25 protein-coding genes are annotated in these 23,636 nt (G+C 62.3%); 19 read left to right on the top strand and 6 right to left on the bottom strand.

Annotated elements, in window-relative coordinates; genetic code table 11:
• Positions 1 to 36: 36 nt before the first annotated feature.
• From C7438_RS02180 to C7438_RS02165, 4 genes are read left to right on the top strand one after another with little or no spacing between them, the layout of a single operon-like run.
• A complete protein-coding gene (locus C7438_RS02180) occupies positions 37 to 852 on the top strand; it encodes a histidinol-phosphatase HisJ family protein (RefSeq protein ID WP_121443695.1) in 816 nt (271 codons plus the stop codon).
• Positions 849 to 1,478 (top strand): DUF429 domain-containing protein, encoded by a 630-nt coding sequence (locus tag C7438_RS02175; RefSeq protein WP_121443694.1) that lies wholly within the window; start codon positions 849 to 851, stop codon positions 1,476 to 1,478. The genes C7438_RS02180 and C7438_RS02175 overlap by 4 nt, the downstream gene beginning before the upstream one ends.
• A complete protein-coding gene (locus C7438_RS02170) occupies positions 1,469 to 2,278 on the top strand; it encodes a tRNA (adenine-N1)-methyltransferase (protein ID WP_121443693.1) in 810 nt (269 codons plus the stop codon). Before C7438_RS02175 ends, C7438_RS02170 begins: the two co-directional genes overlap by 10 nt.
• Positions 2,275 to 3,093: a sulfite exporter TauE/SafE family protein gene (locus tag C7438_RS02165; RefSeq protein WP_121443692.1), complete on the top strand. Its 819-nt coding sequence runs from the start codon at positions 2,275 to 2,277 to the stop codon at positions 3,091 to 3,093. The genes C7438_RS02170 and C7438_RS02165 overlap by 4 nt, the downstream gene beginning before the upstream one ends.
• 137 nt (positions 3,094 to 3,230) lie before the next feature.
• Here C7438_RS02165 and C7438_RS02160 read toward each other — a convergent pair whose 3' ends face one another.
• Together C7438_RS02160 and C7438_RS02155 are read right to left on the bottom strand one after the other, a co-directional pair.
• On the bottom strand, positions 3,231 to 4,025 hold the full coding sequence (locus C7438_RS02160; protein WP_121443691.1) for a hypothetical protein: 795 nt from the start codon (positions 4,023 to 4,025) through the stop codon (positions 3,231 to 3,233).
• A 171-nt stretch (positions 4,026 to 4,196) separates the two neighbouring features.
• A complete protein-coding gene (locus tag C7438_RS02155) occupies positions 4,197 to 5,501 on the bottom strand; it encodes an MFS transporter (RefSeq protein WP_121443690.1) in 1,305 nt (434 codons plus the stop codon).
• Between the two features lie 293 nt (positions 5,502 to 5,794).
• On the opposite strand from C7438_RS02155, the gene C7438_RS02150 reads away from it, so the two are divergent.
• From C7438_RS02150 to C7438_RS02095, 12 genes are all read left to right on the top strand, one after another.
• The gene (locus tag C7438_RS02150) at positions 5,795 to 6,037 is read left to right on the top strand and encodes a 4Fe-4S binding protein (RefSeq protein ID WP_245956423.1); all 243 of its coding nucleotides are present in this window, start codon (positions 5,795 to 5,797) and stop codon (positions 6,035 to 6,037) included.
• Positions 6,030 to 7,118 (top strand): 3-methyl-2-oxobutanoate dehydrogenase subunit VorB, encoded by a 1,089-nt coding sequence (locus C7438_RS02145; RefSeq protein WP_252393312.1) that lies wholly within the window; start codon positions 6,030 to 6,032, stop codon positions 7,116 to 7,118. Before C7438_RS02150 ends, C7438_RS02145 begins: the two co-directional genes overlap by 8 nt.
• Positions 7,115 to 7,984 (top strand): thiamine pyrophosphate-dependent enzyme, encoded by an 870-nt coding sequence (locus C7438_RS02140; RefSeq protein WP_121443688.1) that lies wholly within the window; start codon positions 7,115 to 7,117, stop codon positions 7,982 to 7,984. The genes C7438_RS02145 and C7438_RS02140 overlap by 4 nt, the downstream gene beginning before the upstream one ends.
• Positions 7,985 to 8,017: 33 nt before the next feature.
• A complete protein-coding gene (locus tag C7438_RS02135) occupies positions 8,018 to 8,674 on the top strand; it encodes a 2-oxoacid:ferredoxin oxidoreductase subunit gamma family protein (RefSeq protein WP_245956421.1) in 657 nt (218 codons plus the stop codon).
• A 78-nt stretch (positions 8,675 to 8,752) separates the two neighbouring features.
• Complete coding sequence (locus C7438_RS02130; RefSeq protein ID WP_121443687.1) at positions 8,753 to 9,577, top strand: ABC transporter ATP-binding protein; 825 nt, start codon at positions 8,753 to 8,755, stop codon at positions 9,575 to 9,577.
• A 709-nt stretch (positions 9,578 to 10,286) separates the two neighbouring features.
• The gene (locus C7438_RS08985) at positions 10,287 to 10,949 is read left to right on the top strand and encodes a hypothetical protein (RefSeq protein WP_147401964.1); all 663 of its coding nucleotides are present in this window, start codon (positions 10,287 to 10,289) and stop codon (positions 10,947 to 10,949) included.
• A gap of 265 nt (positions 10,950 to 11,214) precedes the next feature.
• Positions 11,215 to 11,496 (top strand): hypothetical protein, encoded by a 282-nt coding sequence (locus C7438_RS02120; RefSeq protein ID WP_147401963.1) that lies wholly within the window; start codon positions 11,215 to 11,217, stop codon positions 11,494 to 11,496.
• 308 nt (positions 11,497 to 11,804) lie between these two features.
• A complete protein-coding gene (locus C7438_RS02115) occupies positions 11,805 to 12,995 on the top strand; it encodes an ABC transporter ATP-binding protein (protein ID WP_121443684.1) in 1,191 nt (396 codons plus the stop codon).
• A gap of 3 nt (positions 12,996 to 12,998) precedes the next feature.
• Positions 12,999 to 13,892, top strand: coding sequence for a carbohydrate ABC transporter permease (locus C7438_RS02110; protein ID WP_121443683.1), 894 nt, complete (start codon positions 12,999 to 13,001; stop codon positions 13,890 to 13,892).
• Between the two features lie 28 nt (positions 13,893 to 13,920).
• Entirely contained in the window at positions 13,921 to 14,742 is an 822-nt protein-coding gene (locus tag C7438_RS02105; RefSeq protein WP_170143487.1) for a carbohydrate ABC transporter permease, read from the top strand.
• Between the two features lie 134 nt (positions 14,743 to 14,876).
• The gene (locus C7438_RS02100) at positions 14,877 to 16,232 is read left to right on the top strand and encodes an ABC transporter substrate-binding protein (protein WP_121443682.1); all 1,356 of its coding nucleotides are present in this window, start codon (positions 14,877 to 14,879) and stop codon (positions 16,230 to 16,232) included.
• A gap of 43 nt (positions 16,233 to 16,275) precedes the next feature.
• Entirely contained in the window at positions 16,276 to 17,160 is an 885-nt protein-coding gene (locus C7438_RS02095; protein WP_121443681.1) for a uracil-DNA glycosylase, read from the top strand.
• A 94-nt stretch (positions 17,161 to 17,254) separates the two neighbouring features.
• Here C7438_RS02095 and C7438_RS09605 read toward each other — a convergent pair whose 3' ends face one another.
• The 3 genes from C7438_RS09605 to C7438_RS02080 are packed head-to-tail and all read right to left on the bottom strand — an operon-like array spanning position 17,255 to position 20,224.
• Entirely contained in the window at positions 17,255 to 17,440 is a 186-nt protein-coding gene (locus tag C7438_RS09605) for a CDGSH iron-sulfur domain-containing protein (RefSeq protein WP_353653307.1), read from the bottom strand.
• Positions 17,441 to 17,492: 52 nt separating this feature from the next.
• Positions 17,493 to 19,079: a phosphoglycerate dehydrogenase gene (gene serA / locus C7438_RS02085; protein WP_121443680.1), complete on the bottom strand. Its 1,587-nt coding sequence runs from the start codon at positions 19,077 to 19,079 to the stop codon at positions 17,493 to 17,495.
• Positions 19,046 to 20,224 carry a pyridoxal-phosphate-dependent aminotransferase family protein gene (locus C7438_RS02080; protein WP_121443679.1) on the bottom strand — a complete coding sequence of 393 codons (1,179 nt, stop codon included), beginning with the start codon at positions 20,222 to 20,224 and terminating at the stop codon, positions 19,046 to 19,048. The genes serA and C7438_RS02080 overlap by 34 nt, the downstream gene beginning before the upstream one ends.
• A gap of 336 nt (positions 20,225 to 20,560) precedes the next feature.
• Between C7438_RS02080 and C7438_RS02075 the strand changes: the two genes are divergently transcribed.
• Complete coding sequence (locus tag C7438_RS02075) at positions 20,561 to 20,671, top strand: stage V sporulation protein M (protein WP_121443678.1); 111 nt, start codon at positions 20,561 to 20,563, stop codon at positions 20,669 to 20,671.
• An 80-nt stretch (positions 20,672 to 20,751) separates the two neighbouring features.
• On the opposite strand, the gene rpmB is transcribed toward C7438_RS02075, so the two are convergent.
• Positions 20,752 to 20,940: a 50S ribosomal protein L28 gene (rpmB, locus tag C7438_RS02070; RefSeq protein ID WP_121443677.1), complete on the bottom strand. Its 189-nt coding sequence runs from the start codon at positions 20,938 to 20,940 to the stop codon at positions 20,752 to 20,754.
• 355 nt (positions 20,941 to 21,295) lie between these two features.
• On the opposite strand from rpmB, the gene C7438_RS02060 reads away from it, so the two are divergent.
• Both C7438_RS02060 and C7438_RS02055 read left to right on the top strand, forming a co-directional pair.
• On the top strand, positions 21,296 to 21,682 hold the full coding sequence (locus C7438_RS02060) for an Asp23/Gls24 family envelope stress response protein (protein WP_121443675.1): 387 nt from the start codon (positions 21,296 to 21,298) through the stop codon (positions 21,680 to 21,682).
• A gap of 74 nt (positions 21,683 to 21,756) precedes the next feature.
• Positions 21,757 to 23,562 carry a DAK2 domain-containing protein gene (locus C7438_RS02055; RefSeq protein ID WP_121443674.1) on the top strand — a complete coding sequence of 602 codons (1,806 nt, stop codon included), beginning with the start codon at positions 21,757 to 21,759 and terminating at the stop codon, positions 23,560 to 23,562.
• Positions 23,563 to 23,636 lie beyond the last annotated feature (74 nt).

Raw genomic sequence — 23,636 nt, 5'->3', positions numbered from 1 at the left:
AGAGCGGACGGTTCGAATCGAAAAGGAGGACCGCCGGTGCTCACGGACTACCACGTACACATCTACGAAACAGGGGGGTTCGATCCGAACTACCTGCGGCGCTACGCGGAACGCGCCGCGGAGCTCGGTATCGAAGAGTGGGGGCTTTCGGAGCACGCCTACTTTTTTGCCGAGACGCGGGGGATCGTGGAAGAGCCTTGGGCGGAGGCGCGACGGCGCCTGCGGATGGAGGAGTACGTGGCCCTCGTAGACGCCGCCCGGGCCGAGGGAATCCCCCTGAAGTTCGGCATCGAGATGGACTACGTCCCTGGCAAAGAGGAGCGCATCGCCCGCTTCCTCGAGTCTTACCCGTTCGATTACGTGATCGGGTCCGTTCACTGGATCGGATCGTGGGGCATCGACCTCAAGGAGTTCCGCCACGAGTACGAGCGGAGGGACATCCGGGAGGTGTATCGGGCGTACTTCGACCAGATCATCTCCATGGCCGAGGCGCACCTCGTGGACATCGTCGGACACATCGACTTGGTCAAGATCTTCGGCTATCGTCCCGCCGACCCGAAGTTTCTCGACGAGCTTTACGAAGAAGTTGCCGAGGCCGTCGCCCGCGGCGGCCTCGTCGTAGAGATCTCTACCGCCGGGTTGCGCAAACCTGTGGGTGAGATCTACCCCGCGCGTCCGCTTCTCGAGAAGCTCCACGCCCGGGGCGTGCCCATCGTGCTCTCTTCCGACGCCCACGAGCCGGAAAACCTCGGGTACGCGTACGACCAAGCCCTCGCCCTCGCCCGCGAGGTGGGCTACCGGGAGGTTGTCGCCTTTCGCGGGCGCAGGCGGGAGGTCTTCCCTCTGGGATGAGCGGAGCGAAGTCCGAAGGTCCCGTTCGGATTCTCGGCCTCGACCTCGCCGGCAGTCCGCGGCGCCCTACGGGATACGCCTTTTGCTCCGAGGGCGCGCTGCGCGTGGGAATCGTGTACGCCGATGCCGAGATCGAAGGACTCGCCGCGGATTTCGACCGAATTTACGTAGACGCCCCCCTAGGTCTCCCCGCGGGCAGAAAGGGCGTGGAAGACCGAAGCGGACCGCACCTACGCGCCTGCGACCGCATGCTCCGCGAAAGGGGGATTCGCTTCTTTCCCGTGACGCTCGGCCCCATGCGCCGTCTGACGGAGCGGGGCATGCGCTTCGCCGAAGCGTGGCGGAAACGGGGCAAGGAGGTTTGGGAAGTCTATCCGGGGGCGACGTACGACGTTTGCGGAGTTCCCCGCAAGGCGAGGGAAGAAATTGCCGCGTTCTTCCGCCGACGCGGGTTGCCCCTGCCGGAGTCGGCCGAAGGACTGCCCACGCAAGACGAGTTGGACGCCGTAGCCGCCCTTTGGACAGGAATTCTCCACCTCCGAGGCGAAACCGAACTCCTCGCGGGGGAGGACGGGACGATCGTCCTCCCCCGGCGCGGTGCAAAGGGGGTCATGGGATGCCCATAGGACCGGTGTACCTCCTCTTCGACGACGGAACGCGCGCCCTCCTCCACGTAGACCCCGATGCGCAGGGAACCTACGGCACGCACCGCGGAACCCTTTCCCTCGCCGAAGTCTTGCAAGCGGATGTGGGTTCGGTGCTTAGGACGAACATCGGAGCTCGCGTGCGCGTGCTCCGTCCGAGCCTCGAAGACCTCCTCATGCGCGTTCGGCGCAAGACGCAGATCGTCTACCCCAAGGACGCGGGGTTTACCCTTCTCAAGCTCGGGCTTCGCCCGGGAGATCGCGTGTTCGAAACGGGTTCGGGAAGCGGGGCGATGACCATCGCCCTCGCGTGGGCCGTATCTCCGTCCGGCCGCGTCGTGACGTACGAGCGGGAAGAAGCCTTTCTCCGCCTCGCCCGCGAAAACGTGACTCGTGCGGGCTTTGCGGACGTGGTGGAATTCGTGCACGCCGACGCCTCGCAGGCGATCGCCGGTGGGCCGTACGACGCGGCATTCATCGACGTACGCGAACCCGAAACGGTGCTCGCACCGCTCTACGCCGCGCTCCGGCCGGGCGCCCCCGTAGCCTTTCTCCTGCCCACGACCAATCAGGTACAGGAACTCCTCCAGAGTCTTCAGGCAGGGTTTACGGATGTCGAGGTCCTCGAGATCCTACACCGCTACTACAAGCCCAACCCCGCCCGCCTGCGTCCGGAGGACCGGATGACGGGACATACGGGCTACCTCGTCTTCGCCCGCCGGGAAGTAGAGGGCTGGCAAGAAGAGGAAAAGCCTCCTGTAAAAAGGGAGGCCGAAGCGTGAACAAAAGCGAATTTCGGCACAACGCTCAGGCCGCGCTCATCGGTCTTCTCGCCGGGTCGTTCGGCGGTCTCGTAGGGCTGGGGGGCGGCGTGATCATGATCCCCCTCCTCGTGCGCGTCTTCCGCCTCTCCCAAGTTCGCGCCCACGGGACGAGCCTCGCCGCCGTCGTCGTCACGGGGGTTGCTGGCGCGGCGACGTACGCCCGCTTCGGCTCCGCCGACCTCCTGGGCGCCCTCCTCCTCGCGGCCACGGCGATGGTTACGGCCCACTTTGGAGCGCGCTTTGCCCACGAGCTTCCCGAGTGGAAGTTGAAGCGCGCCTTTGGTGCCTTCCTCCTCTTTACGGCGGTTCTTCTCCTCGCCCGACCGTACCTCAACGCTTTGGCCGTTTCCGGCGCGGGAACTCCGATCGGGACTTCCGCCGCGGGGATCGCCGTCCTCCTCGCGACGGGGATCTTCACGGGGTTTCTCTCGGGGATGATGGGCGTTGGCGGCGGGTCGATCATGGTCCCTGCGATGGTCGTCTTCCTCGGCGTGGGCCAGCACCTCGCCCAGGGGACGTCCCTTCTCGCCATGGTACCCACGGGTACGGTGGGGGCGTGGACGCACTTCCGCCTCGGCAACGTCGCCGCACCCATCCTTCCCGGACTCCTCGCCGGGATCTTCCTCGGGTCCGCGCTCGGGGCGTGGGTTGCCCACCTCCTTCCCGACGTCGCCTTACGCGCGGTGTTTGCCGCCGTCCAGACGTGGCTCGGGGTTCGCTACCTGCGAACGCCCGCCCCTTTTGGGGAATCCGGTGGGGCGAAGGCGGCGTAAGCGCAAGTCTTTGCGGCCCACGAAAAGCCCGCCCCCTGGCATGCCGCTGGGAGGCGGGCTTTGTATTTCGATTCTGTTTGGATCGAAGCTCTGAGAATGCGGGACAGAGGTACGTCTAGGCCGGAACGGCGAAGATCTCACCAGTAGCGGTCGGCGAGGGAAGAATCCGCACGGGCGGGAGAGATCCCTTTTTCTTCGAGGAGTTGGTTGTACAGGGCGGCCGAGGCGGTAACGGCGTACAAGGAAAAACCAATTCCCCCCAAGACGAGGAGGAGAATGCCTACCGACATAAAGAAGGGGAAAAGTACTCCGAGGAAGAAGACCATTCCAATTGCTCCAAAAACCAAAAGGCCAATTCCTATGAGGGCTGCGTAGAAGCCGAAGACCGTCCAAAACCTCTTTTGCGTGGCCTCCCAGCTGACCGTAAAGGGCGCGTCAAACGGCCCGTATCCGTCAGCGATGGCAAATGGGTAAAGGGACAACCGAACGCCCAGGTAAATCCCGGGAAGAATGAGGAAAAGAAAGCCAAATCCGACGACAAAAGAGACTACGAGGTAGGCGACAAAGTACTTCCAAAAGTCTCCCATACGGGAAAAGAGGATTCCAACGCCGAACGGCTCCCCGCGGACAGCGGCGAGAAAGGCGGCGTAAAACCCGCCGAGAAAGAGTGAAGAAAGGACGTTGATAAGAAGCTGTGCAACGATGTCTACCGATTGGGGGATTTCCGGCGGCTCGTCCCCCGGGCTTTGGAGTTGCGAGACCAAGTCCGAAAGAGCTTCCGGATCCACACTGTACCAGATTGCCCCGACGACCGCCAAACCGACCGCAGAGACGAGAAAGATTAAAATCCCCATGAGCAGCGATACACCAAGAAGCCGCCACCCGTTTTCCCGTAATGCCGTCCACCCGTCTTCGAGGGACTTCCCGATCAAAGGTTTTCCCCCTCTCGGCTTGTTGGAAATCGTGGGTCTTAGCGACTCTCCGGGGAGCGGCTGTCCACCCCCTTCTGCACTTCTAAGCCCATTGTACTCTATCTTCTCGCACTTTTGGAAACGGAACCCTCGGATGAAAAGGCGATCGGCTGTGGCGTTCCATGGCCCCGTTTAGGAGGGAGGAGCGTCGGGATTCTGAGGAAACCTACCCAAGGGAAAGACCCGAAACAGTAGGATTGCCACGAGGAGGAAAAACATGGGCCAGATCCCCATGAGGGACCGAATGGCGAGCAGAGCCGACGGGACCTGGGAGGCGGCATGGGGTACGTATCCCCCAAGGGTGAGCACCGTTCCGGTGAGGATCGCCTGCAGGGTTACGGAAAGGCGGATCACAAATCCGTTTACGCCGTAGTAGATCCCTTCTCGCCGCACGCCATTCCGTCGTGCGTCGTCGTCGATGACCTCGGCGAGGAGGATGTCAAAGAGGATGACGACCCCCGCGAGACCGAACCCGAAAAGCACCCCTGCGGCGAGGGCAATGGCCAAGTTTGTCACGAAAAAGAAGGAGACGAGAAGGGCCGACAGGTACACGAGAGCTGTGATTACGGCACGACGCGGGGGCACGTACTTCAAAACGTAACCCCAAATGAACATGGCAAGGAGGGAGGGGAGGAGGATTGCCGCATAGAGGAGGGCGGTTTTTTCTTCCGGAAGCCGGAGGAGGTACTTCGCGTAAAAAGGAACGGTAGCCGTAAGCAGGGCGAACCCCGTTTGGACGGCGAGGTTCGCGACCACAAATACGAGGAAGGTGCGGTTCGTAAGGGTAACCTTTAGGGAGGTCCAAAGGGGGAGTGTGCCGGTCGTAGAAGGCTCCCTTTCCCTGGCTCCCAAGAGTGACACGCCTAGGAAAAGGGAGACAAATCCTGCGGCGATCCACCCAAAGGCCGACCAACCCGTCCGGGAAGCGATGAGAGGCGGAATGACCATTCCACTGATCATTCCCAAAAATCCGAAGAACTGCCGTAGCGCGGCCACCGACGTCCGTTCTTCGGGGGTAGGGAACATTTCGGGATAGAGCGCGGTCCAATTGAGAACCACGAGCACGAAGAGGGAGTCGTAGAGGAAAACGATGAAGAGGAAGTACAGGACGAGGAGGTTCGGGTTCGCCGGGGGGTTCCAAAGAAGTCCGTACACGAGCGCGAGAGGAAGGAATCCGAAGGCGATGTAAGGAATCCTTCGCCCGAAGCGGGTACGTGTGGCGTCGGATAGCTGCCCTACAAGGGGGTTAAGAACGGCGTTAAAAATCCCGTGTACCGCCATGGCGTAGGAGATGTAAAGGGGAGAGGCTCCGAGGTAATCCACGTAGAAGTAGAGCACGAACGCGGCAAAGGCTTGGGTCATAAGTCCTACGGCGAAATTTCCCGCGCTGTAGGTGAGGGGAGCATAGCGGGGTACGGCATTGCGGGGTGTGGACATGTGGTTCTCCTTTCCGTGAGTTTTGGGTTGGAGTTGTGAGTGGAGGTGGTTTCGCTCTTATGTACGCGCTTTCATCGTTTCAAGTATAGCTCCGTTTTTCCCGGGCCGGCGCGGAAGTCTTCCTCTTGCGGGAGATGGGAAGATGTGTCGCACACCTCCTATTTCAGGAAAAGTATGCTACAATACCGCCTAAGCGGATTTCCGCCTCGGAGACGCCGACGCGAGCGGGAACTCTGCTGAAGGTACAGGTGCGTATGACGGTTTGGAACGGCAGGCGGGAGGAGGCGGAGCTCGTGGGGAAAGTGCGTCCGCGCTTTGCGGTGTACGTGGACGTCGAGCGTTGCAAGGGGTGTGGGCTTTGCGTCAGCGCCTGCCCGCACGGTTCGTTGGTTCTTTCCGAAGGCTACAACGCAAAGGGCTACCATCCGGCGGAGTTCGTAAATCCCGAGGCCTGCAAAGGGTGCGCGTTTTGTGCCTACATGTGTCCGGACGTCGTCCTCACGATCGTCCGCGAGGAGGTGCCCCTCCGTGCCTAAACGCAAGATCCTCATGAAGGGGAACGAGGCGTACGGGGAGGCGGCAGTTCGCGCCGGATGCCGCTTTTACTTCGGGTACCCGATCACGCCGCAGACGGAAGTTGCGGAGTACTTGTCGCGGCGACTTCCTGAGGTAGGCGGCGTGTTCCTTCAGGCGGAAAGCGAAACCGCTTCCGTAAACATGCTTTACGGAGCGGCTGCGGCGGGGGCGCGGGTGATGACCTCGACGTCCGGCCTGGGCCTCGCCCTCATGCAAGAGGGAATCAGCTACCTCGCCGGTGCGGAGCTGCCGGCCGTGATCGTGAACACGATGCGGGGAGGTCCGGGCATCGGAAACATCGCGCCCGCGCAGGCGGACTACCGCCAGGCGGTGAAGGGGGGCGGCAACGGGGATTACAGGACGATCGTGCTTGCACCTACGTCCGTGCCGGAGATCTTTCCCGTGATGGAGCTCGCCTTCGACCTCGCCGATCGCTACCGAAACCCCGTGATCGTGTTGAGTGACGGGATGATCGGCCAGATGATGGAGCCCGTGGAAATCGAGGAAGAGCTCCCCCCGCTCGACCTGCCAGAAAAACCGTGGGCAACGACGGGGACGATGGGCCGACGCCCCAAGAACGTGATTAAGACCGACTACCTCGAGCCGGAAGAACTCGAGCGCCACAACCTCCGTCTGGCGGAGAAGTACGCCCAGATCGAGGCAGAAGAGCAGCGTTGGAAGGAATTCGCCCTCGAGGATGCGGAACTCGTTCTCGTGGCCTTTGGAACGATGGCACGACTCGCGCAGGCGGCGGCAGAGGTTCTGAGGAGCAGGGGAATTGCTGCCGGCGTGCTCGCGCCCATTACCTTGTATCCTTTCCCGACACGGCGAATCCGAGAGCTTGCCGACTCCCCCGGGGTGCGAAGCTTTCTCACCGTCGAAATGAGCCTCGGCCAGTTGGTGGAGGACGTACGGCTTGCCGTGGAAGGGCGCAAACCCGTGTCCTTCTTCGGACGCACAGGGGGCATCGTGCCGACGTTGGACGAAATCGTGACGGCTGCGGAAGACGTAGCCGCAGAAAGGGGCGTGCGCAGCCGATGAGCCAAGAGGTTCGCGAATCCCGAGGACCAGCCGTAGAAGAAGGCGCCGGCGTACAGACGACCTCCCCCAAAAGTTCCCTAGTGCGGGAAAGGGAAGGAGGCGTCGACCAGAAAAAGGTCGTGTTTGCTCGCCCCCGCGGACTTACGGAGGCACACACGATTTACTGCCCCGGCTGCACGCATGGGATCATCCACCGCCTCGTGGCCGAAGTCCTCGAAGAGCTCGACCTCCTCGAACGGACGGTGGGCGTGGGGAGCATCGGCTGTTCCGTGCTCATCTACGACTACCTGAACGTAGACATGATCTCCGCCGCCCACGGGCGGGCCCTTGCCGTGGCGACGGGTGTGAAGCGCGTGCTTCCGGACCGTTTTGTCTTTACCTATCAGGGAGACGGTGACCTCGCCTCCATCGGCACGGCGGAAACCGTGCACGCCGCCGCCCGCGGCGAACGCGTCACGGCGATTCTCGTGAACAACGGGGTCTACGGCATGACAGGCGGACAAATGGCCCCTACCACCCTTCCGGGGATGCGGACGACGACCTCTCCTGCGGGTCGCGATCCGGCGCTTACGGGATTTCCCATCCGCATGCCCGAGATGCTCGCCTCGCTCGAAGGTGCGGTATACCTCGCCCGCGTTACGGTCACTTCCCCCAAAGAAGTTCTGCGGGCAAAGCGCGTCTTGAAGCGTGCGTTTGAGGTGCAACTCCAAGGGCTCGGGTTTTCTCTGGTCGAGTTTCTCTCGAGTTGCCCCATCAACTGGAAGATGGATCCCGTAGATGCCTTGCGCTACATCGAAACAGAGGTCGTAAAGTACTACCCCCTGGGGGAGATCAAGGTCCCCGAAGGTTGGAAACCGCTCGCCTGAGCGATAAAAGGGTACGAACGGGGGAGAGCACCTATGGAAGGATACAGGGGATTTCCGCCTGGAAAAGTCGAAAGCGCCTCGGTTTCGGCCCTCGGCCCGGGGATGGGGGATGCGGCTCCGCCATTGCCTCCCGAAGAAGTGGTCGTCGCCGGCTTCGGCGGGCAAGGCGTGCTTACGGGGGGGATTCTCCTCGCCCAGGCGGGGATGATGCAGGGGCTACACGTGAGCTGGGTCCCCGCATACGGCGCCGAACAACGCGGGGGAACGGCCTACAGCGCCGTCGTCCTCTCGCGTCGCCCCGTCGTCTCGCCGCTCGTCTTCGCCCCTACCGCTGTCCTCGCCATGAACCGCCCTTCCTTCGACCGCTTCGTCCCGAAGGTGCGGGAGGGAGGCATCGTCCTCTATAACGCTTCGATCGTCGAGCTTCCCCCCGACGTTCGGTCAAATCTCGAAGTGAAGCTCGGTCGCCTGCTCGGGATTCCCGCCACCTCCCTTGCGGAAGAGATCGGCGACGCACGCGTCGCTGTAAACGTGCTCGTGGGCGCGTATGCCGCCTTGACGGGAGTCGTCGATCTCGCCTACCTCAAACTCGCCTTACGTGAAGTCTTGCCGCCTCATCGCCACCGCCTCATCCCGGCCAACGAACGCGCCTTGGAGACGGGCTTCGAGGCGGTGCGCTCGGCGGTTTGAGGGAAGAGAAGCCCCTTCTCGTCTTCCTGGAAAAGTGGGCCGAACTTTTCGGATATTTGATGGGAAAGGTGGTTTCTTTTGACGAATGCGGTGCTGGTAGAGGCGGATGGGGTCACTCGATGGTTTGGGGAAGTGCCGGGAATTCAGGATGCCGACCTCAAGGTACGAGCGGGCGAAATCGTCGCCCTGGTCGGTCCCAACGGGGCAGGCAAAACCACCTTGATGAACATTGTCGCCGGGATCCTTTCCCCTTCTCGTGGTCGCGTACGGGTTCTGGACTACACTTGGGGAACCGCTCCCGAGTCTCGTCGCCCCGCCCCTCTTCCCCCCGACCTCTGGCGCCTGCGCCGCCATCTGGGTTTTGTCCCAGCATCCCATGAGGTGCCCGAGTTCCTCACCGCACGAGAATTCCTTCGTTTTATCGCCGCCCTCTATGAAAATCCCCGCTCCGAAGCGGAGTCCGCCATCGAACGATGGCTGGCCTATCTGGATCTCTCCGGTGCGGCCGATCGCCTCATGAAGGGGTATTCCCACGGGATGCGGAAAAAGGTACAGTTGGCCGCGGCCCTTCTCCCTCGGCCTCGCGTTTTCATTTGTGACGAACCCACTTCTGGGTTAGACCCGGCGACGGTGGTATTAGTGCGGGACCTCTTCCATGCTTTGGCGCAGCAAGGGGTAGCCGTATTGCTTGCGACGCATGACCTTCCCTTTGCCGAAAAGGTAGCTGACCGGTTCTACTTCGTCCATAGTAGTCGCATTGCAGCTCAGGGGTCTGCAGAGGAATTGAAGGCCCGATATCACGCCTCCGACCTGGCAGAAGCTTTTCTCTTTGCGGTAGGCGGCGGTGAGCGGAGGGAGCTTCTCCGTGAATTGGTGGCTCATCAGCCGAATGAGACTCCTTGAAATCCGCCGAAGCCTTACGGCTTTGGTGTGGGACGCTCCATGGGTGTGGACTGTCGTTTTGCTGGCACTCTTGGGCCTTTCGTTGGCAGACGTAGCTCTCTTTCGAATCACTTTCACCGCGTCGACACCGGTGCTAGATTTCTTGATCCTCTACTTCGTGCGTATCCTAGCCGTCGGTACCGTTCTGGCATTCCTTCTTGTCGATGCCCGGCGCCTTATCCCGAAGGGTTTCCACCAAGCCCTGCCCGTGACTGATGGTGCTCTCCTCTTCGGAAGCACTACCCCTCTTTTCCTGGCTACCGGGATCTTTTCCTTGCTCCTCACGGCACCGGTGTTCCTGGCTCTCACCCAGCGTGGGTACCTTTCCTTGCCTGGTATGGCGGTTGGAGGAGTAGGTGTCGTCATCTTGATGACTAGCACTGCCTGGTTAACTTTGATCGGAAAGCTGGCGGTAGGACGGGGTTGGGCCCTTTTCGCCGGGGCTATCGGAGCCATCCTCTGGTTTCTCACCGGAACCCCTTGGCTCGACGTCTTTCGGCCGGGGCCTCTTCTGGTGGGGAGCATCGGGGTACTTCTTATCTTGGATTGGTTGGCCTGGCGGTGGCTCCTAAACCGCTTTTCGTGGTCGACGGATGGGGACGTTCGTACCCGAATGGATCAACCGCCCCTCGGCCACCGAATGCCTTTTCCCCGCGGACGGTGGGCGTGGTTGGGCTATGAATCCCGGAACATCCTGCGAGATACCAACACAAAGATCATTCTCGCCCCTTCCATAGGAGGTATCTGGCTATTCCTTGGACTCCTCCTCTGGAGGCCCTGGGCTGGCGAAGGATTGAACCCTTCCCCCTACGTGAGAGAGCTCCTTTATGTCCCGACAGCCCTTTACCTGGGAGCCTTTTCGTTGGCTCTGATGGTCCTTAGGGCTCGGGCTATCGATCTTCCTCTGGAGATATGGATCCGCAGCCTCCCCCTGCGTCCTACCGACTATGTCTTAGCCAAGGCCATGGGTACCATCGCCCTCGCCAGTATGGCCTGGGTGATCCTCTTCATGGGCGTAGGCTTTCTCATAGGCTTGAACGCGGAAATCCTGGTGCCAAACCTGGGTCAGGCTACCATTTATGCCCTCGTGACTTACTCCTTGGCCTTGGCGTGGGGCGTCGCGGTGCCATTACGGGACGAGGATACCCTCCAAGGGCTCATGAATGCGGTGCTGTTCGCTCTGGCTTCGGTCGTTCTGTACAGGGGAGCCCAGATGTTGGAATCCCTGTTTCCCCGTCCTGTGGGATTCATAATATCCAGCCTAGGCTTCATTTCCTTGGGAATCGGCTTTGCCATCATTGCCGAAAAGTGGAGGCGCCGCGATGGGCCGTGAAGGAAGGTCTTCGACAAATGTTTGGACCCTGGCTCCGGGAGTTAGCCTCCAATCCGATGGTCAAGGGTGGTTCCTTCACGACGAATGGGCGAACTCGAGCGATCGTTTATGGCTGGCAGCTGCGCCCCCTTTTCTCGCGCAAACTTCGACCCTTTTACCTATATTTAACGACAGTCCATTTTATCACCATTGGCGACGAACTGTGGACACATGGCGGACCTATGTAAAGCAGAGGGTTCACCGCATGCGGAAAGGAGCCGTCCACATGATCAAAGGAGCGGGACAGGTGCTTCTTGCCCTGGTCGGAGGTGCATTTTTGACTTCTTTGGGTCTCTTTATCCTTGCGTTTATCGTCTTCATTATCGGCGATTTTGCTGGCTTGCCCTCCTTCCAGCTCGCTCCCGGAGGACTCCTGATCTTTGGTTTCCAAGCCGCCGGTGAGAATACCGCCTCTTCCTTCTATCTTGGCGAAGGCGCCTACTACCTGGTCATCGCCGTCGGCGTCCTCAATGCCGTTACAGTGGCATTGAGGTTGACGAGGCGTTAACTCCAAGGCCCTTCCTCCTGAGACCTACCAAAAAGATACGTACACAGCGTGCCCATCCTCGGGATGGGTTTTTTTTGTGCTCGCCCGGTGTTCTTTCGTCGGTCTAGAATCTCCCGCAAGTGGTCCCGTATTTCTCGCCCGGTTTACAGACGCTTTACAGACACCTTACGTAATCTTAACGTTTCGTGCGCATTCCATGTGGTATGTTGAAATGCGGCCCTCACGAAGGTATGGGCCGCAGCAGGTTCTGAGGGTCCGCGGGTATGTAGATGCCTTTTTGTGTCCGATCTTGCCGGGGAGGGGTCGGAGTGCGCGTCGCGCTCGAAAGGGTCTCCATGCGGTTCGGAAAGGTGACGGCCGTAGACGCGCTGAGTGTGGAGTTTGCTTCGGGCGAGTTCGTCGTGATCTTGGGCCCGAGCGGGTGCGGCAAGTCGACCACCCTCTTCCTCCTCGCGGGGTTGTACGTACCTACCGAGGGAGAAATCCGCTTCGACGGGCGCGTGGTGAACGCGCTCCCGCCGGAGCGAAGGAACGTGGGCCTCGTCTTTCAAAATTACGCCCTGTACCCGCATATGAGCGTTTTCGAGAACATCGCCTTCCCTTTGCACATGCAGCGCCGACCGCGGGAAGAACGCCGGGAAAGGGTGCTCGCCGTAGCCCGCATGCTCTACATCGACCACCTCTTGGAGCGAAAGCCATCCCAGCTTTCGGGAGGTCAGCAGCAAAGGGTGGCCATTGCCCGGGCGCTCGTGAAACGCCCCGACCTTCTGCTTCTCGACGAACCGCTTTCCAACCTCGATGCTCGCCTGCGCCTCGAAATGCGAGAAGAGATTCGCCGCGTGCAGCGTGAGGTGGGGATCACGACGGTTCTCGTAACCCACGACCAAGAAGAGGCCCTTTCGCTCGCCGACCGGATTCTCGTAATGCGCGACGGAAAGGCGGTGCAGTTCGCTCCTCCGGAAGAACTGTACGAATTTCCTCTAGATCGTTTCGTCGCCCATTTCGTCGGGAACCCGCCGATGAACTTCTTTCCCGCCGAGTACGCCGGAAGCGGGAGATTTTCCCTTTCCGGCGGGCTCGAGGTACAAGTCTCCCCCGAGGAGTTTGCCGAACTTCGTCCCGGTGCGGCGTATGAGCTGGGCGTACGTCCTGAAGCGGCGAGCCTTCGTCCTTCTCGGTCGGAGGGGACACCCCCCTTCCCCCTTTTGGAGGCGGGGGAGGGCGCAGAAGGTTCTCCGGCGGCAAACGAGTTTCCGGGTCTTGTCGTCCACAGGGAGGTTGTCGGGCGAGACGTGCTGTACAAGGTACGTACCTCCGCCGGCGACCTTCGCCTCGTCGCTCCGTCGTCTTCCCCATACCGGGCGGGCGATCGGGTAATCGTGGGGATCGACGCCTCCCGCGTACACGTCTTCGACGCCGACGGGAAAAACCTGCGCCTTCGCGTGCGCCGCGATGCGGATGCGAGGGATTCCGAACTCTTGCGCTCGAGAGGGGTGTAGGCCGTGGACGAACGCCCTACCCTCTCTTCGTTTCTCAAGGCGTCGCTTTACCTCGCCCCTGCCCTCGTGGTTTTAGGGGTGTTTACCGTCTATCCGATTTTTTCTTCGTTGCTTTTGAGCTTTTACGCCGACTACGACTACTATCGCGATGTCGTGTACCGCTACGGCGTCGACAACTACGTATACCTCTTTCACGATCCCAGCTTTTGGCGGGCTCTCCGCAACACGGTGCTTTTTGTCCTCGGCGTCGTGCCGGCATCCCTTGCGCTTTCCCTCGGCTTTGCCCTCCTCCTTCGTCAACGACTTCCCGGCATGGCTGCCTTTCGCACGGTGTACTTTCTCCCGGTGGTGACGTCCGTCGTGGCGATTTCCGTCGTCTGGCGGTGGATTTTCCATACGGACTATGGCCTGTTGAACTACGTACTGTCCTGGTTCGGAATTTCTCCAATCCCGTGGCTTACGAGTCCAAAGTGGGCGCTCCCTTCTCTCGTGATCCTCGCCATTTGGAAGAGCCTGGGGTACAACATCCTCATCTTTCTCGCTGGGCTTTCCAGCATTCCAGAAGTGTACGAGCAGGCGGCCCGCGTGGACCATGCGACGGCATGGCAGCGTTTCTGGCACGTGACCTTTCCGCTTCTCGCGCCGACGACCTTTTTCGTCTCCGTCGTTTCCGTGATCGGCGCCTTTAAGGTGTTCGACGAGGTGTACGCCCTCTTCGGCGGAAACGCGGGACCCGTGCGCAGCGCTCTCACCTTGGTGTTTTACATCTTCGAGAAGTTTTACCGCGAACAAGACTACGCCGTGGCTGCAGCGGCCTCGTACGTCCTTTTCCTCCTCACGTTCCTCCTCACTCTCCTTCAGTTGTGGATCGGACGAAGGATCGTCTACAACCGATGAGCTTCAACTTAGGAGGCGGACTCGCGTGGTGCGCGACGCGCTCTCGAAAGGGACGATCTACCTCCTCCTCTTTCTCGGCGGCGTCCTCATGCTCCTTCCTTTCCTCTGGATGCTCTCTACTTCGCTTAAGACTCCCAACCAAGTTGCCGTACTTCCGCCCGTTTGGGTGCCCGTTCCCCCGCATTGGGAAAATTACGCCGAGGCCCTGCGCATGGCGCCCTTCGGCCGCTACTTCGTGAACAGCGTGATCGTCACGACCCTCTCTACCCTCGGGGAACTTCTCACGACGGTCCTCGCCGCGTACGCCTTCGCGCGAATTCGGTTTTGGGGAAGGGAGGTGCTCTTCAGCCTCCTCCTCGGGACGATGATGGTTCCCGGGGAGGTCCTCCTCGTACCCAACTACCTCACCCTCACGAGGCTCGGGTGGATCGACACGTATGCGGCGCTCATCGTCCCCTGGACGGCGAGCGTCTTTGCGATCTTCCTCTACCGACAGCACCTTCTGTCCGTCCCGAAGGAACTCGGGTACGCGGCCCGCGTCGACGGAGCCGGCGACTTTCGCTTTCTCTGGGAAATCCTCGTGCCGATCACGAGACCCGCGCTCGTGACGATCGCCCTCCTCAAGGCGATCGGCAGTTGGAACGCCTTCCTCTGGCCTCTCATCGTCACAAACAGCAGGGAAATGCGGACGCTCCCCGTAGGTCTTACGGCGTTTACCACGGAGGCGGGTACCGCGTACGAGCTCCTCATGGCGGCCTCGGCCTTTGTGATCGTTCCCATGGTTGTCCTCTTTCTCCTCTTTCAACGCCACATCGTCGAGGGAATTTCCCGTGCGGGAATCAAGGGATGAAGGAGAAAGCCTTTCGTCCCGACAGATGCCCGGTCCGCCGGCGGGCGCGGGGAGGGCGGAAAGTACGAGCCGCAACGCGACGTGCGGCCTGGCGATAGAGAGGCGAGTACGGGAAAGAAGAGGGAGGGTACGACATGCGCCGCGCGCCTTTCGCCCGACGTCTCGGCATCCTTCTTGTCGCCGTCCTCCTTGCTGCCCTCACCATGGGCGGCTGTCGAGGGAGCGAAACGCAGAAGACCTCTGCACCCGCCGAAACTTCGAGCATCGCGACAAAGCTCACGGGGCCCGTGGAGGTCACCTTTTGGCACGCGATGACGGGAAAGCACGAAGAGGCCCTGAGGACGATTGCGGAAAACTTCATGAAGGAACATCCCGACGTTCGGATCAAGCTCGAGGCTCAGGGGAACTACGGCGATCTGCAGCAAAAGCTCGTCGCGGCGGCGAAGTCCCACACGCTTCCCGTCATGGCTCAGGTGATCGAGACTTGGGTGACGGACTTCCGGCAAAACGGGCTCGTCGCCGACCTCACGCCGTACATCGAGAACTCGGAAATCGGTTGGAGCAAGCAAGAACTCGACGACATCGTAGAGGTCTTCCGCAAGGCCAACCAGTGGGACGGGAAGTACTACTCGCTCCCCTTCAGCAAGAGCACGCAAATCCTCTACTACAACACGGACTACTTCCGGGAGGCGGGGCTTCAGCCGCCCAAAACGTGGGACGAGCTCAAGGAGGCGGCGAAAAAGCTCACGGGAGAAAAGAACGGCAGGCGCGTAATCGGAATGGGCTTTGAAAACTCTGTGGGCTGGCAGTTCCACCAATGGGTAAGGCAGGCGGGAGGGCGCTACGTCGACGAAGCTACGGGCAAGGTCCTCTTCGATAGCCCTGAGGGCAGGGAAGCCCTAGGCTTCCTCGTGGGGCTTTTCCAGGAGAAGGTCGCCCGACTCGCCGGAGAGGATCAGTACATGTCAAACCCCTTCGGCCGCGGCGACGTAGGGATGTACATTGGCTCCTCGGCGGGAATTCCCTTTGTGGCCAAAGCTGCCGAAGGGAACATCCATTGGGCTGCCGCTCCCGTGCCGGCGGGGAAAGAAAAGGCGGTGGCCTTTGCCGGGAACGCCGTGGCCGTGTTCGATTCGGCCAAACCCGAGGAGAAGCTTGCGGCGTGGCTTTTCATCAAGTACCTCCTGAACACGGACAACACGGTCTTTTGGGCGAAGTCCACGGGATATCTCCCCATCCGCTATTCGGCGCTCAAGACGAAGGAGTGGGAGGACTACGTCGCCCAAAATCCCGCCTACGGCGTGGGAACCCAGCAGTTCGACTACGGGTTCTTTGATCCGAGGATTCCCGGGTTTGATGCCGCCCTCAAGGAGATCGACAAGGAAATCCAGGCGGCCCTCTTGGGACAGAAGTCGCCGGACGACGCGCTCAAGGCTGCCGCGCAGGCCGCTCAGGCGGCGATCGATCGCGCCAAGGAACGCGCGAAGTAAGCCGCGGCGGTTTTGCCACAGGGTAGGGGAGACGTGGGTGGAGATGGTCATGCCGTACGGTTCGGATGCCCGGCGAAAGCCGCCGGGCTTTTTTTCATCCCAGGGGAGAGGTATCTTGGGAACGGAAAGCCCGAAACCGTTGCCGCAAACGACGGGGGAGATCGACGTGTCGGACCGGTCTACGGCAGCGCTTGCGGAGGCGGCGCGGTTCGTCCGCGAGCTTGCCGCAATTCCCACGGGGGGCGATCTCTTCAATCCGTGGAGGGAGAGCGACCTCGTGTGGGACCGTTCTCGGCTTGCCCCGTGCGTCCGCCGACTGCACCTTACGTACTACCTCGCGCGACGCCTCGGCCGCGTCCGTTGGGTGTGGATCGGCGAGGCCTTAGGCTACCGCGGCGCGCGCTTTTCCGGCGTTCCCTTTACCTCGGAGCGAATCCTCCTCGGCCTTCATCCAGAAATCCCCGCCGAGGTGGCCTTCGGCCGCCGCGGCGTGCGCACGAGCCGTCCCGACCACCCGATACTTGCGGGGAGAACCTCGGAGGCGACGCGCCTCTACGGGTTCGCAGAGGTGAGCGCTACCTTGGTCTGGCGCGCGGTACGCGCGGCGGGGCTGGCCCCCGAAGACGTGGTGTTCTTTAGCGTCGTTCCTTTTCATCCTCTGGATTCCAAACGAGGCCCCATGAGCAACCGTCCGCCCCGGCGCCGCGAAGTGCGGGAAGGGCTTGAGGTTCTCTCGGAATTTCTCGGCATCTTCCGCCGGTGGAGTAGGGAAGGCGCCTTTCCGCGCGTCGTCGCCGTAGGGAACGTCGCCCACGAAGGGCTCGAGGCGCTCGGGATCTCGCACCTCAAGGTCGTACACCCGGCGCAGGGGCACGGGTCCCGCTTCCTCGCGGAAATCCGTCGTGCGGTTCTCACGGAAGAAAGGTGAAGACGTAAAGCCCCCAGCCGTGGGCTTTTCGGCCGGGGGCTTGAAATTGCGGTAGGCGTGTCTCGGGGTGGTCCGGGATCGGCGGTGGTCCCGGTTATGGCCTCTCCGCTTCCCACGTGAGTTCTCCGGCGGGTGCCCGAAATCCGATGCGGGCGTGGCTTCCGTCGCAAAAGGGCTTGCGATGGGAGGCGCCGCAGCGGCAAAGAAAGACGCGCGTGCGGGCGAGAGGGGTCTCTTCTTCGCCCGTTCGCAAGACGAATTGATCGCCCGCAATTTCGATGGGGCCGTTTTAGTGAAAGACGAGGCGCACGGGGATTCCCCCTTCGGCGTCCTTATCCGAGGCGGACGAGCTTCACGCTGCGCAAGGCCTCGATGTCGAGAAGCTTGGCGAGAGTGTCTTCGTCGGGGGTGTGGTCCACGGCGAGGAGCATGACGGCCTCGCCGCCGATTTCCCGGCGGCCGACGATCATCGTCGCGATGTTGATTCCCTTCTCGCCGAAAATCATGCCTACGCGCCCGATTACGCCCGGGCGGTCGACGTGGTGGGCAAAGACGATCGTCCCCTCCGGTGGGACGTCCACGGGGAACCCTTCGACTTCGACGATGCGCGGCCCAAGGCCCTCGACAATCGTGCCCGAAACTTGGACGGCTGAGCCGCGTTCTCCGCGCAGGCGTACCTGAACGAGGAAGGGGAACCCGGTGCTCGTGCTCGTCCACGTCTCCTGAACTTCGAGGCCCCGCTGGCGGGCGAGCGTGCGGGCGTTTACGAGGTTTACGCGCACGTCGAGCTGGCGAGCGAGGACGCCCTTGAGCACGGCGCGGACGAGGAACTCCCGTTCCGCTTCGGAGATCTCTCCGTGGAAGGTGACGTCTACAGCGACGGGCGGACCGTCCAGCACGTCCATGGCGAAGGTGCCAAGGCGCTCCCCGAGACGGAGGAGCTCCGCCGCCTCTGGCGAGGGCGCTTCCGGAAGGTTGACTGCCGTGCGGACGGGTCGATCGCGTAGGGCCTCCAGGATGGCGATGCTCGTGTCGCGGGCGACGTTTTCCTGCGCTTCGACGGTGCTCGCCCCGAGGTGTGGAGTAAACACCGCACGTTCCAAGGCGAGGAGCTCGGCGTTTTTCGGCGGTTCCTCGGCAAAAACGTCGAGGGCGACGCCTGCGACCTTCCCGCTGCGTACGGCCTCTACCAGGGCGTCTTCGTCGATGAGGCCACCGCGGGCGGCGTTCACGAGGATCACGCCGTCCTTCATGAGGGCGAGGGTTTCTCGGCGGATGAGGTTTCGCGTCTCTTCCGTAAGCGGCGTGTGCAGGGTGATGATGTCGGCGCGGCGGAAGAGTTCTTCGAGGCTCACGGGCTCGATGCCCAACGACCGGGCTCGGGATTCGGGGAGATAGGGGTCGTAGCCGAGGACCTCCATACCGAAGGCGCGGGCACGCTTGGCTACCTCACTTCCGATGCGACCGAGGCCCACCACGCCGAGCGTTTTCCCCATGAGCTCAAAGCCGATGAAGCGCTGGCGCTCCCAGCGCCCCGCCTTTACCGAAGCGTGCGCTTCGGGAATCCGCCGGGCGAGGGCGAGGAGGAGGGCGAAGGCGTGTTCCGCGGCGGCAATCGTGTTCCCGTTGGGGGCGTTGAGGACGAGCACACCCCGTTCCGTGGCGGCATCGACGTCGATGTTGTCCACGCCCACGCCGGCGCGCCCTACGACCTTGAGGCGCGGGGCGAGGTCGAGGAGGTCGCGGGTGACCTTCGTACGGCTGCGCACGATGAGGGCGTCGGCGTCGCGGAGGGCGCGTACAAGGGCATCGGGGTCGTCCTCGTGGGAGACGTCGATGATCTCCACCTCAGGGTCGCGTCTAAGGGGTTCGAGCCCCGCCTCGCTCAGCGGGTCGGCGATGACGATGCGGTAGCCCACGCCGTGTACACCTCCGCAGCGGCCGCGACGGCGGCACCCCGGCGCACGGGATGCCCGAGGAGCTCCAAAGTCACCTCGAAGGCCGCGAGATAGTGGAGGACGTCCGAAGGCGATACGTATCCCATGTGACCGATGCGCACGATGCGCGGCGTGAGGTTCCCCTGTCCGGAGGCGAAGACGACGGAGAAGTGCTCGCGCAAGGTGGCCAAAACGCGCTTGGGCCCCAGGGCCTCTACGTCCACGGCGGTCACGGTCGGGGAGGCGTAGGCGTCGTCTTCGACGAGCAGGGGAAGCCCGAGGGCGCGAATTCCCGCACGCGTCATGTCGCGCATGAGGCGGTGGCGGGCGAAGACGCCCTCATAGCCCTCTTCCTCGATGAGGTTGAGCGCCTCGTCGAGGGCGAAGAGGAGGGAGACGGCAGGGGTGAAGGGGGTCGTGTTCTTCGCCAGGCTGTCCTCGTAGCGGCGGAGATCGGCGTAAAAGCGCGGGCCGTCTACGGCGCGCATCGCCTCAAGGGCGCGGGGCCCCAAGGCCACGATGGCGAGACCCGGCGGGCTCATGAGCGCCTTTTGCGAACCCGTGGCAACCCCGTCGATTCCCCACGCGTCCATGGCCATCTCCACTCCGGCAATCGAGGAAACGCCGTCGACGAGGACGAGGGCCTCCGGGCGGACTTCACGGACGATCGCCGCGAGTTCCCGTACGGGGTTGAGGAGGGAAGTGGAGGTTTCGCAGTGCGTGACGATCACGGCGCGGAGGTTCGGATGCGCGGCGAGGGCGCCCCGGAAGGCCTCCGGATCCGTCGGAACGCCGGGGGGGAACGAGAGGGTGTGGACGTTTCGCTTGTGGTCGCGGGCGATGGCGGCAAAGCGCTCCCCGAAATTCCCGTTCGTAACGACGAGGACTTCGTCACCGGGGGCGGTGAGGTTTACGAGGAGCGTTTCCATGGCCAACGTTCCGCTTCCCGCGAGGAGGAAGACCTTGCCCTGCGTGCCGAAGAGGGGCTTGAGCCTCGCGGTGATGCGCGCCACGCGTTCGTCCATGAGGGGGTCGCGGTGTCCGACCATGGGTTGGGCGAGGGCGCGGAGGACGCGGGGCGGTACCGGCGTTGGGCCGGGAATTCGGAGGTAGAGCTGATCCTGCACCGTTCTCGTTCCCTCTCTTTCCGATGGGGAGGTTTGGACCGTTTGTTCTCAATGTTGAGATGAAGTCTAGCACAAGGAAAGAAGGCTTGTCAAGGAAGACATACGGCGAACGTTCGTCGATATCGCGCGTGTACGGCGCTGCATCCCATTGTACACCGGTCCTTCGGGAGAGAATATCGAACTTTACCCTGTGCTTTCGGTTTGAATACCAAGAGAAACCGAACATTTGGAGGAGATGCCGTCGCCGACGATGGACGGGGGTCCGCGGCGGTCCGAGGACATTTTGCCCCCCTTCGGAATATAGACATAGGAGAAGACCTGGGGAGGTGGGACGCCGTGCGCTTCTACACGATCAAACTTCCCGGCCCGATTGCTGCCCTCGTCCGCTTTTTCATGGAACGGTTTCGGGGAGAAAGGCGAAAGGTTGTCCGTCGGGAGAAGGCGTAGGGGCGAGAAAGGCGTAAAAAACGGCGTAGGCTGCGGTGCCTACGCCTTTCGTCCTGTCCGCGTTTCGGTACGTCGGGGCGTCAAACGCGCTGTACGAGGCCCTTTTTGAGTGCCTTTACGTGTACCCACACGCGCTTGGGTTTACCGTCGACGAGGATACGTACCTTTTTGAGGTTGGGGGAGAACTTCCGCCGGCTCGCCTTCATGGAGTGGCTCCGGCGGTTGCCGAACATGGGCTTCTTTCCCGTGACGTAACACACCCGTCCCATGGTCTTTCCTCCTTTGCCGCGCTTTGCCGCGCATCCGAGGGAAAGCCCTCGAGGTCATTCCCGCAGGCCTTTTCTACACACGAAAAGTATCATAGCATAAGGCAAAACCAAGATGCAAAAGCGGGGAGTACCGCGGGCTAACGCGTTCCGTGCCTTCGGAGTTCCCCCGAAAGGCTTCGCGGACGGACACCTTACGTGCGCCCGCAGGGCCGCTTTTTTTCCTCCAGGGGCTCGTGTACAATGGCCATGATGCAAGCGCAGCCGGTGGGTCCTACGGAAAAGCAGGGAAGGAGCGCCGAATTTCCCGCGAACTTCCGGTACGGCCGGACCTCGCGGAGAAGAAGGGGTGGAGGGCATGCCGTACGTGAAGGATATGGACGGTGGGAAGCTCTACATTTCGGACCGCGTAATCGCCCAGCTTGCCGGGTATGCGGCGATGGACGTCTTCGGCATCGTGGGGATGGTCCCGCAAAAGCCGATCAGCGAAGGCATCTTGGAGATCCTCGGGCGGGAAAACCTCGCCAAAGGGGTCGAGGTGGTCTTGGCGGACAAGAAGGGCCGGGAAGGGGAAGACGGGGAGGAGGTCTCCCTCAACCTATACGTCATCGTAACGTACGGGGTGCGGATTCCGGAAGTCGCGCGGAACCTGCAGGAGCGTGTCCTCTACGCGTTGCGCACCTTTCTCGGAATCGAGACGGCGACGGTGAACGTCCACGTCCGAGGGGTTAAGGTAGAGAACTAGTCTTTTGCCGATTCTTCGGGGGCGTACCGCACAGGCAAGGGGAGAGTCTTTCCTGCGCTCGAGGAGGAAGGGATTTGGCTGAGAACCGGGGAATTCACCTCCTTTCGGAGGATCTGTTTCGCGCCGCCTTGGAGGCGGGCTATCGCCGCCTGCAAGCGCACAAGGACGTCGTCAACCGGCTCAACGTCTTTCCCGTTCCCGACGGGGACACGGGGACGAACATGGTGCTCACCATAGGCGCAGGCCTCGAAGAAAGCCGTGGGGTCTCTGGCGGCGTAGGTGCCGTGGCACAGGCGTTCTCGCGCGGCCTTCTCATGGGTGCGCGCGGAAATTCCGGCGTCATCGTATCCCAGCTTTTCCGGGGATTTGCCCAGGAGGTAGACGGGAAATCCGCCCTCACGCCTCTCGAGTGGGCGGAGGCGGTGGACGCGGGGGTGCGCGCCGCCTACCGTGCGGTGATGAAACCCGCGGAAGGGACGATTCTCACGGTCTCGCGCAAAGGAGCCCAGGCGGCTCTGGGGGAAGCGCGTCGCGGCGGGGACTTCGTAGCCGTCGTCGAGGCGCTTCTCCGTGCGGCACGAGAGACGCTGGCGCGCACGCCCGAGATGCTCGAACCCCTGCGCCAGGCAGGCGTCGTCGACGCCGGCGGGCAGGGTTTCGTGTACTTCTACGAAGGGTTTCTCGAGGGACTGCGCGGAGAGGGCGGTTCTGTCGCCCTTGCGGCGGACGCGGTGCAGGGTACTTCCGCCGGAGGCCGGGCGGCGCTCGTCGAAGCCCTGGACGAGGGGCTTCCCGATGACGTGCACGCTTGGGAAGGAGATCCCGAGGACCTCCCGTACGGCTTTTGTACGAATTTTGTCGTACGCCTGTACGACCCCGCATCCTTCCGCGAAGACGAGTTCCGTCGTTCCCTCGAGCGCTTCGGCGATTCCATCGTCGTGCTCCGGGGTGACGACCTCGTGCGCGCGCACGTTCATTCCGAAACCCCGGGCGAAGTACTCACCTGGGCGCAGTCTTTCGGAGAACTCATCCGCATCAAGATCGACAACATGCGCGAGCAGATTCGCGCCCAAAAGGCGCGCTCCGAAGCGCGTCGCAAGACGTCCGGGTCGGAGGAACGGGGAACGCCTTCGGCACCCGAAGCGGAGGCCGAGGCGAAGGCTCCGGCTCCCCCGAATCCCGCCGGAAGCGGGGACGACGGAGCGGCGAAGCCTCCTCGGGTACGGACGGCAGTCGTCGCCGTCGTCCAGGGGAAGGGATTTGCCGCCTTGATGGAGAGCCTAGGGGCGCAGGCGCTCGTCGACGGCGGGGAGACGATGAACCCGAGCACGGAGGCGATTCTCACGGCGATTCGCTCCACGAACGCCGACGCGGTCGTAGTCCTCCCCAACAACGGGAACGTGATCCTCGCTGCGGAACAGGCGCGGCAGTTGGCGGACCGTCCGGTGTTCGTCGTTCCGACGACGACGCTCCCAGAGGGCGTTTCGGCGCTCGTCGCCTACCGTCCGGACCTTTCGGCAGAAGAAAACGTGGCGGCCATGGAAGAAGCGCTTCGCGCGACGCGCGTCGCGCAGATCACGCAGGCCGTGCGCGACGCCCGCTTTGACGGGGAGTCGATTCGGGCCGGAGAGTACATCGCCCTTTCGGGGAAGTCCCTCCTCGCCAAGGGGGATGCGCTCGAAGGCGTGCTCCTCGCGGCTCTCGAGCGCCTGGGGGTGCATTCGGACGGGATGCTCACCCTCTTTTGGGGCGACGGACTTCCCGAAGACGCGCGCGAGAGGCTCCTCCGAACCCTCGAAGAACGGTATCCGGACCTCGAGATCGAGGCGTTCGAAGGCGGGCAGCCCCTCTACCCCCTCCTCGTGAGCTTCGAGGGGTAGGACGCGCGGCTCCGCCCCTCGGACGTTCAAGGAAAGCGCCGGAACTCAGGGGCGGACAACCTTCGCGTCGGGGG

This window comes from Brockia lithotrophica (genome assembly GCF_003633725.1).
GTDB lineage: Bacteria > Bacillota > Bacilli > Thermicanales > DSM-22653 > Brockia > Brockia lithotrophica.
Note: the sequence above shows the minus strand (reverse complement) of the source record. Positions and strands in the feature narration are given on the sequence as shown.

Excerpts from the sequence above, each read along its gene's own strand:
- C7438_RS02140 (WP_121443688.1), top strand. The coding sequence starts at position 7,115 with ATGAGCCAAGAGGTTCGCGAATCCCGAGGACCAGCCGTAGAAGAAGGC.
- C7438_RS02170 (WP_121443693.1), top strand. The coding sequence starts at position 1,469 with ATGCCCATAGGACCGGTGTACCTCCTCTTCGACGACGGAACGCGCGCC.
- C7438_RS02120 (WP_147401963.1), top strand. The coding sequence starts at position 11,215 with ATGATCAAAGGAGCGGGACAGGTGCTTCTTGCCCTGGTCGGAGGTGCA.
- C7438_RS02155 (WP_121443690.1), bottom strand. The coding sequence starts at position 5,501 with ATGTCCACACCCCGCAATGCCGTACCCCGCTATGCTCCCCTCACCTAC.
- C7438_RS02135 (WP_245956421.1), top strand. The coding sequence starts at position 8,018 with ATGGAAGGATACAGGGGATTTCCGCCTGGAAAAGTCGAAAGCGCCTCG.
- C7438_RS02095 (WP_121443681.1), top strand. The coding sequence starts at position 16,276 with ATGGTCATGCCGTACGGTTCGGATGCCCGGCGAAAGCCGCCGGGCTTT.
- rpmB (WP_121443677.1), bottom strand. The coding sequence starts at position 20,940 with ATGGGACGGGTGTGTTACGTCACGGGAAAGAAGCCCATGTTCGGCAAC.
- C7438_RS02175 (WP_121443694.1), top strand. The coding sequence starts at position 849 with ATGAGCGGAGCGAAGTCCGAAGGTCCCGTTCGGATTCTCGGCCTCGAC.
- C7438_RS02100 (WP_121443682.1), top strand. The coding sequence starts at position 14,877 with ATGCGCCGCGCGCCTTTCGCCCGACGTCTCGGCATCCTTCTTGTCGCC.
- C7438_RS02060 (WP_121443675.1), top strand. The coding sequence starts at position 21,296 with ATGCCGTACGTGAAGGATATGGACGGTGGGAAGCTCTACATTTCGGAC.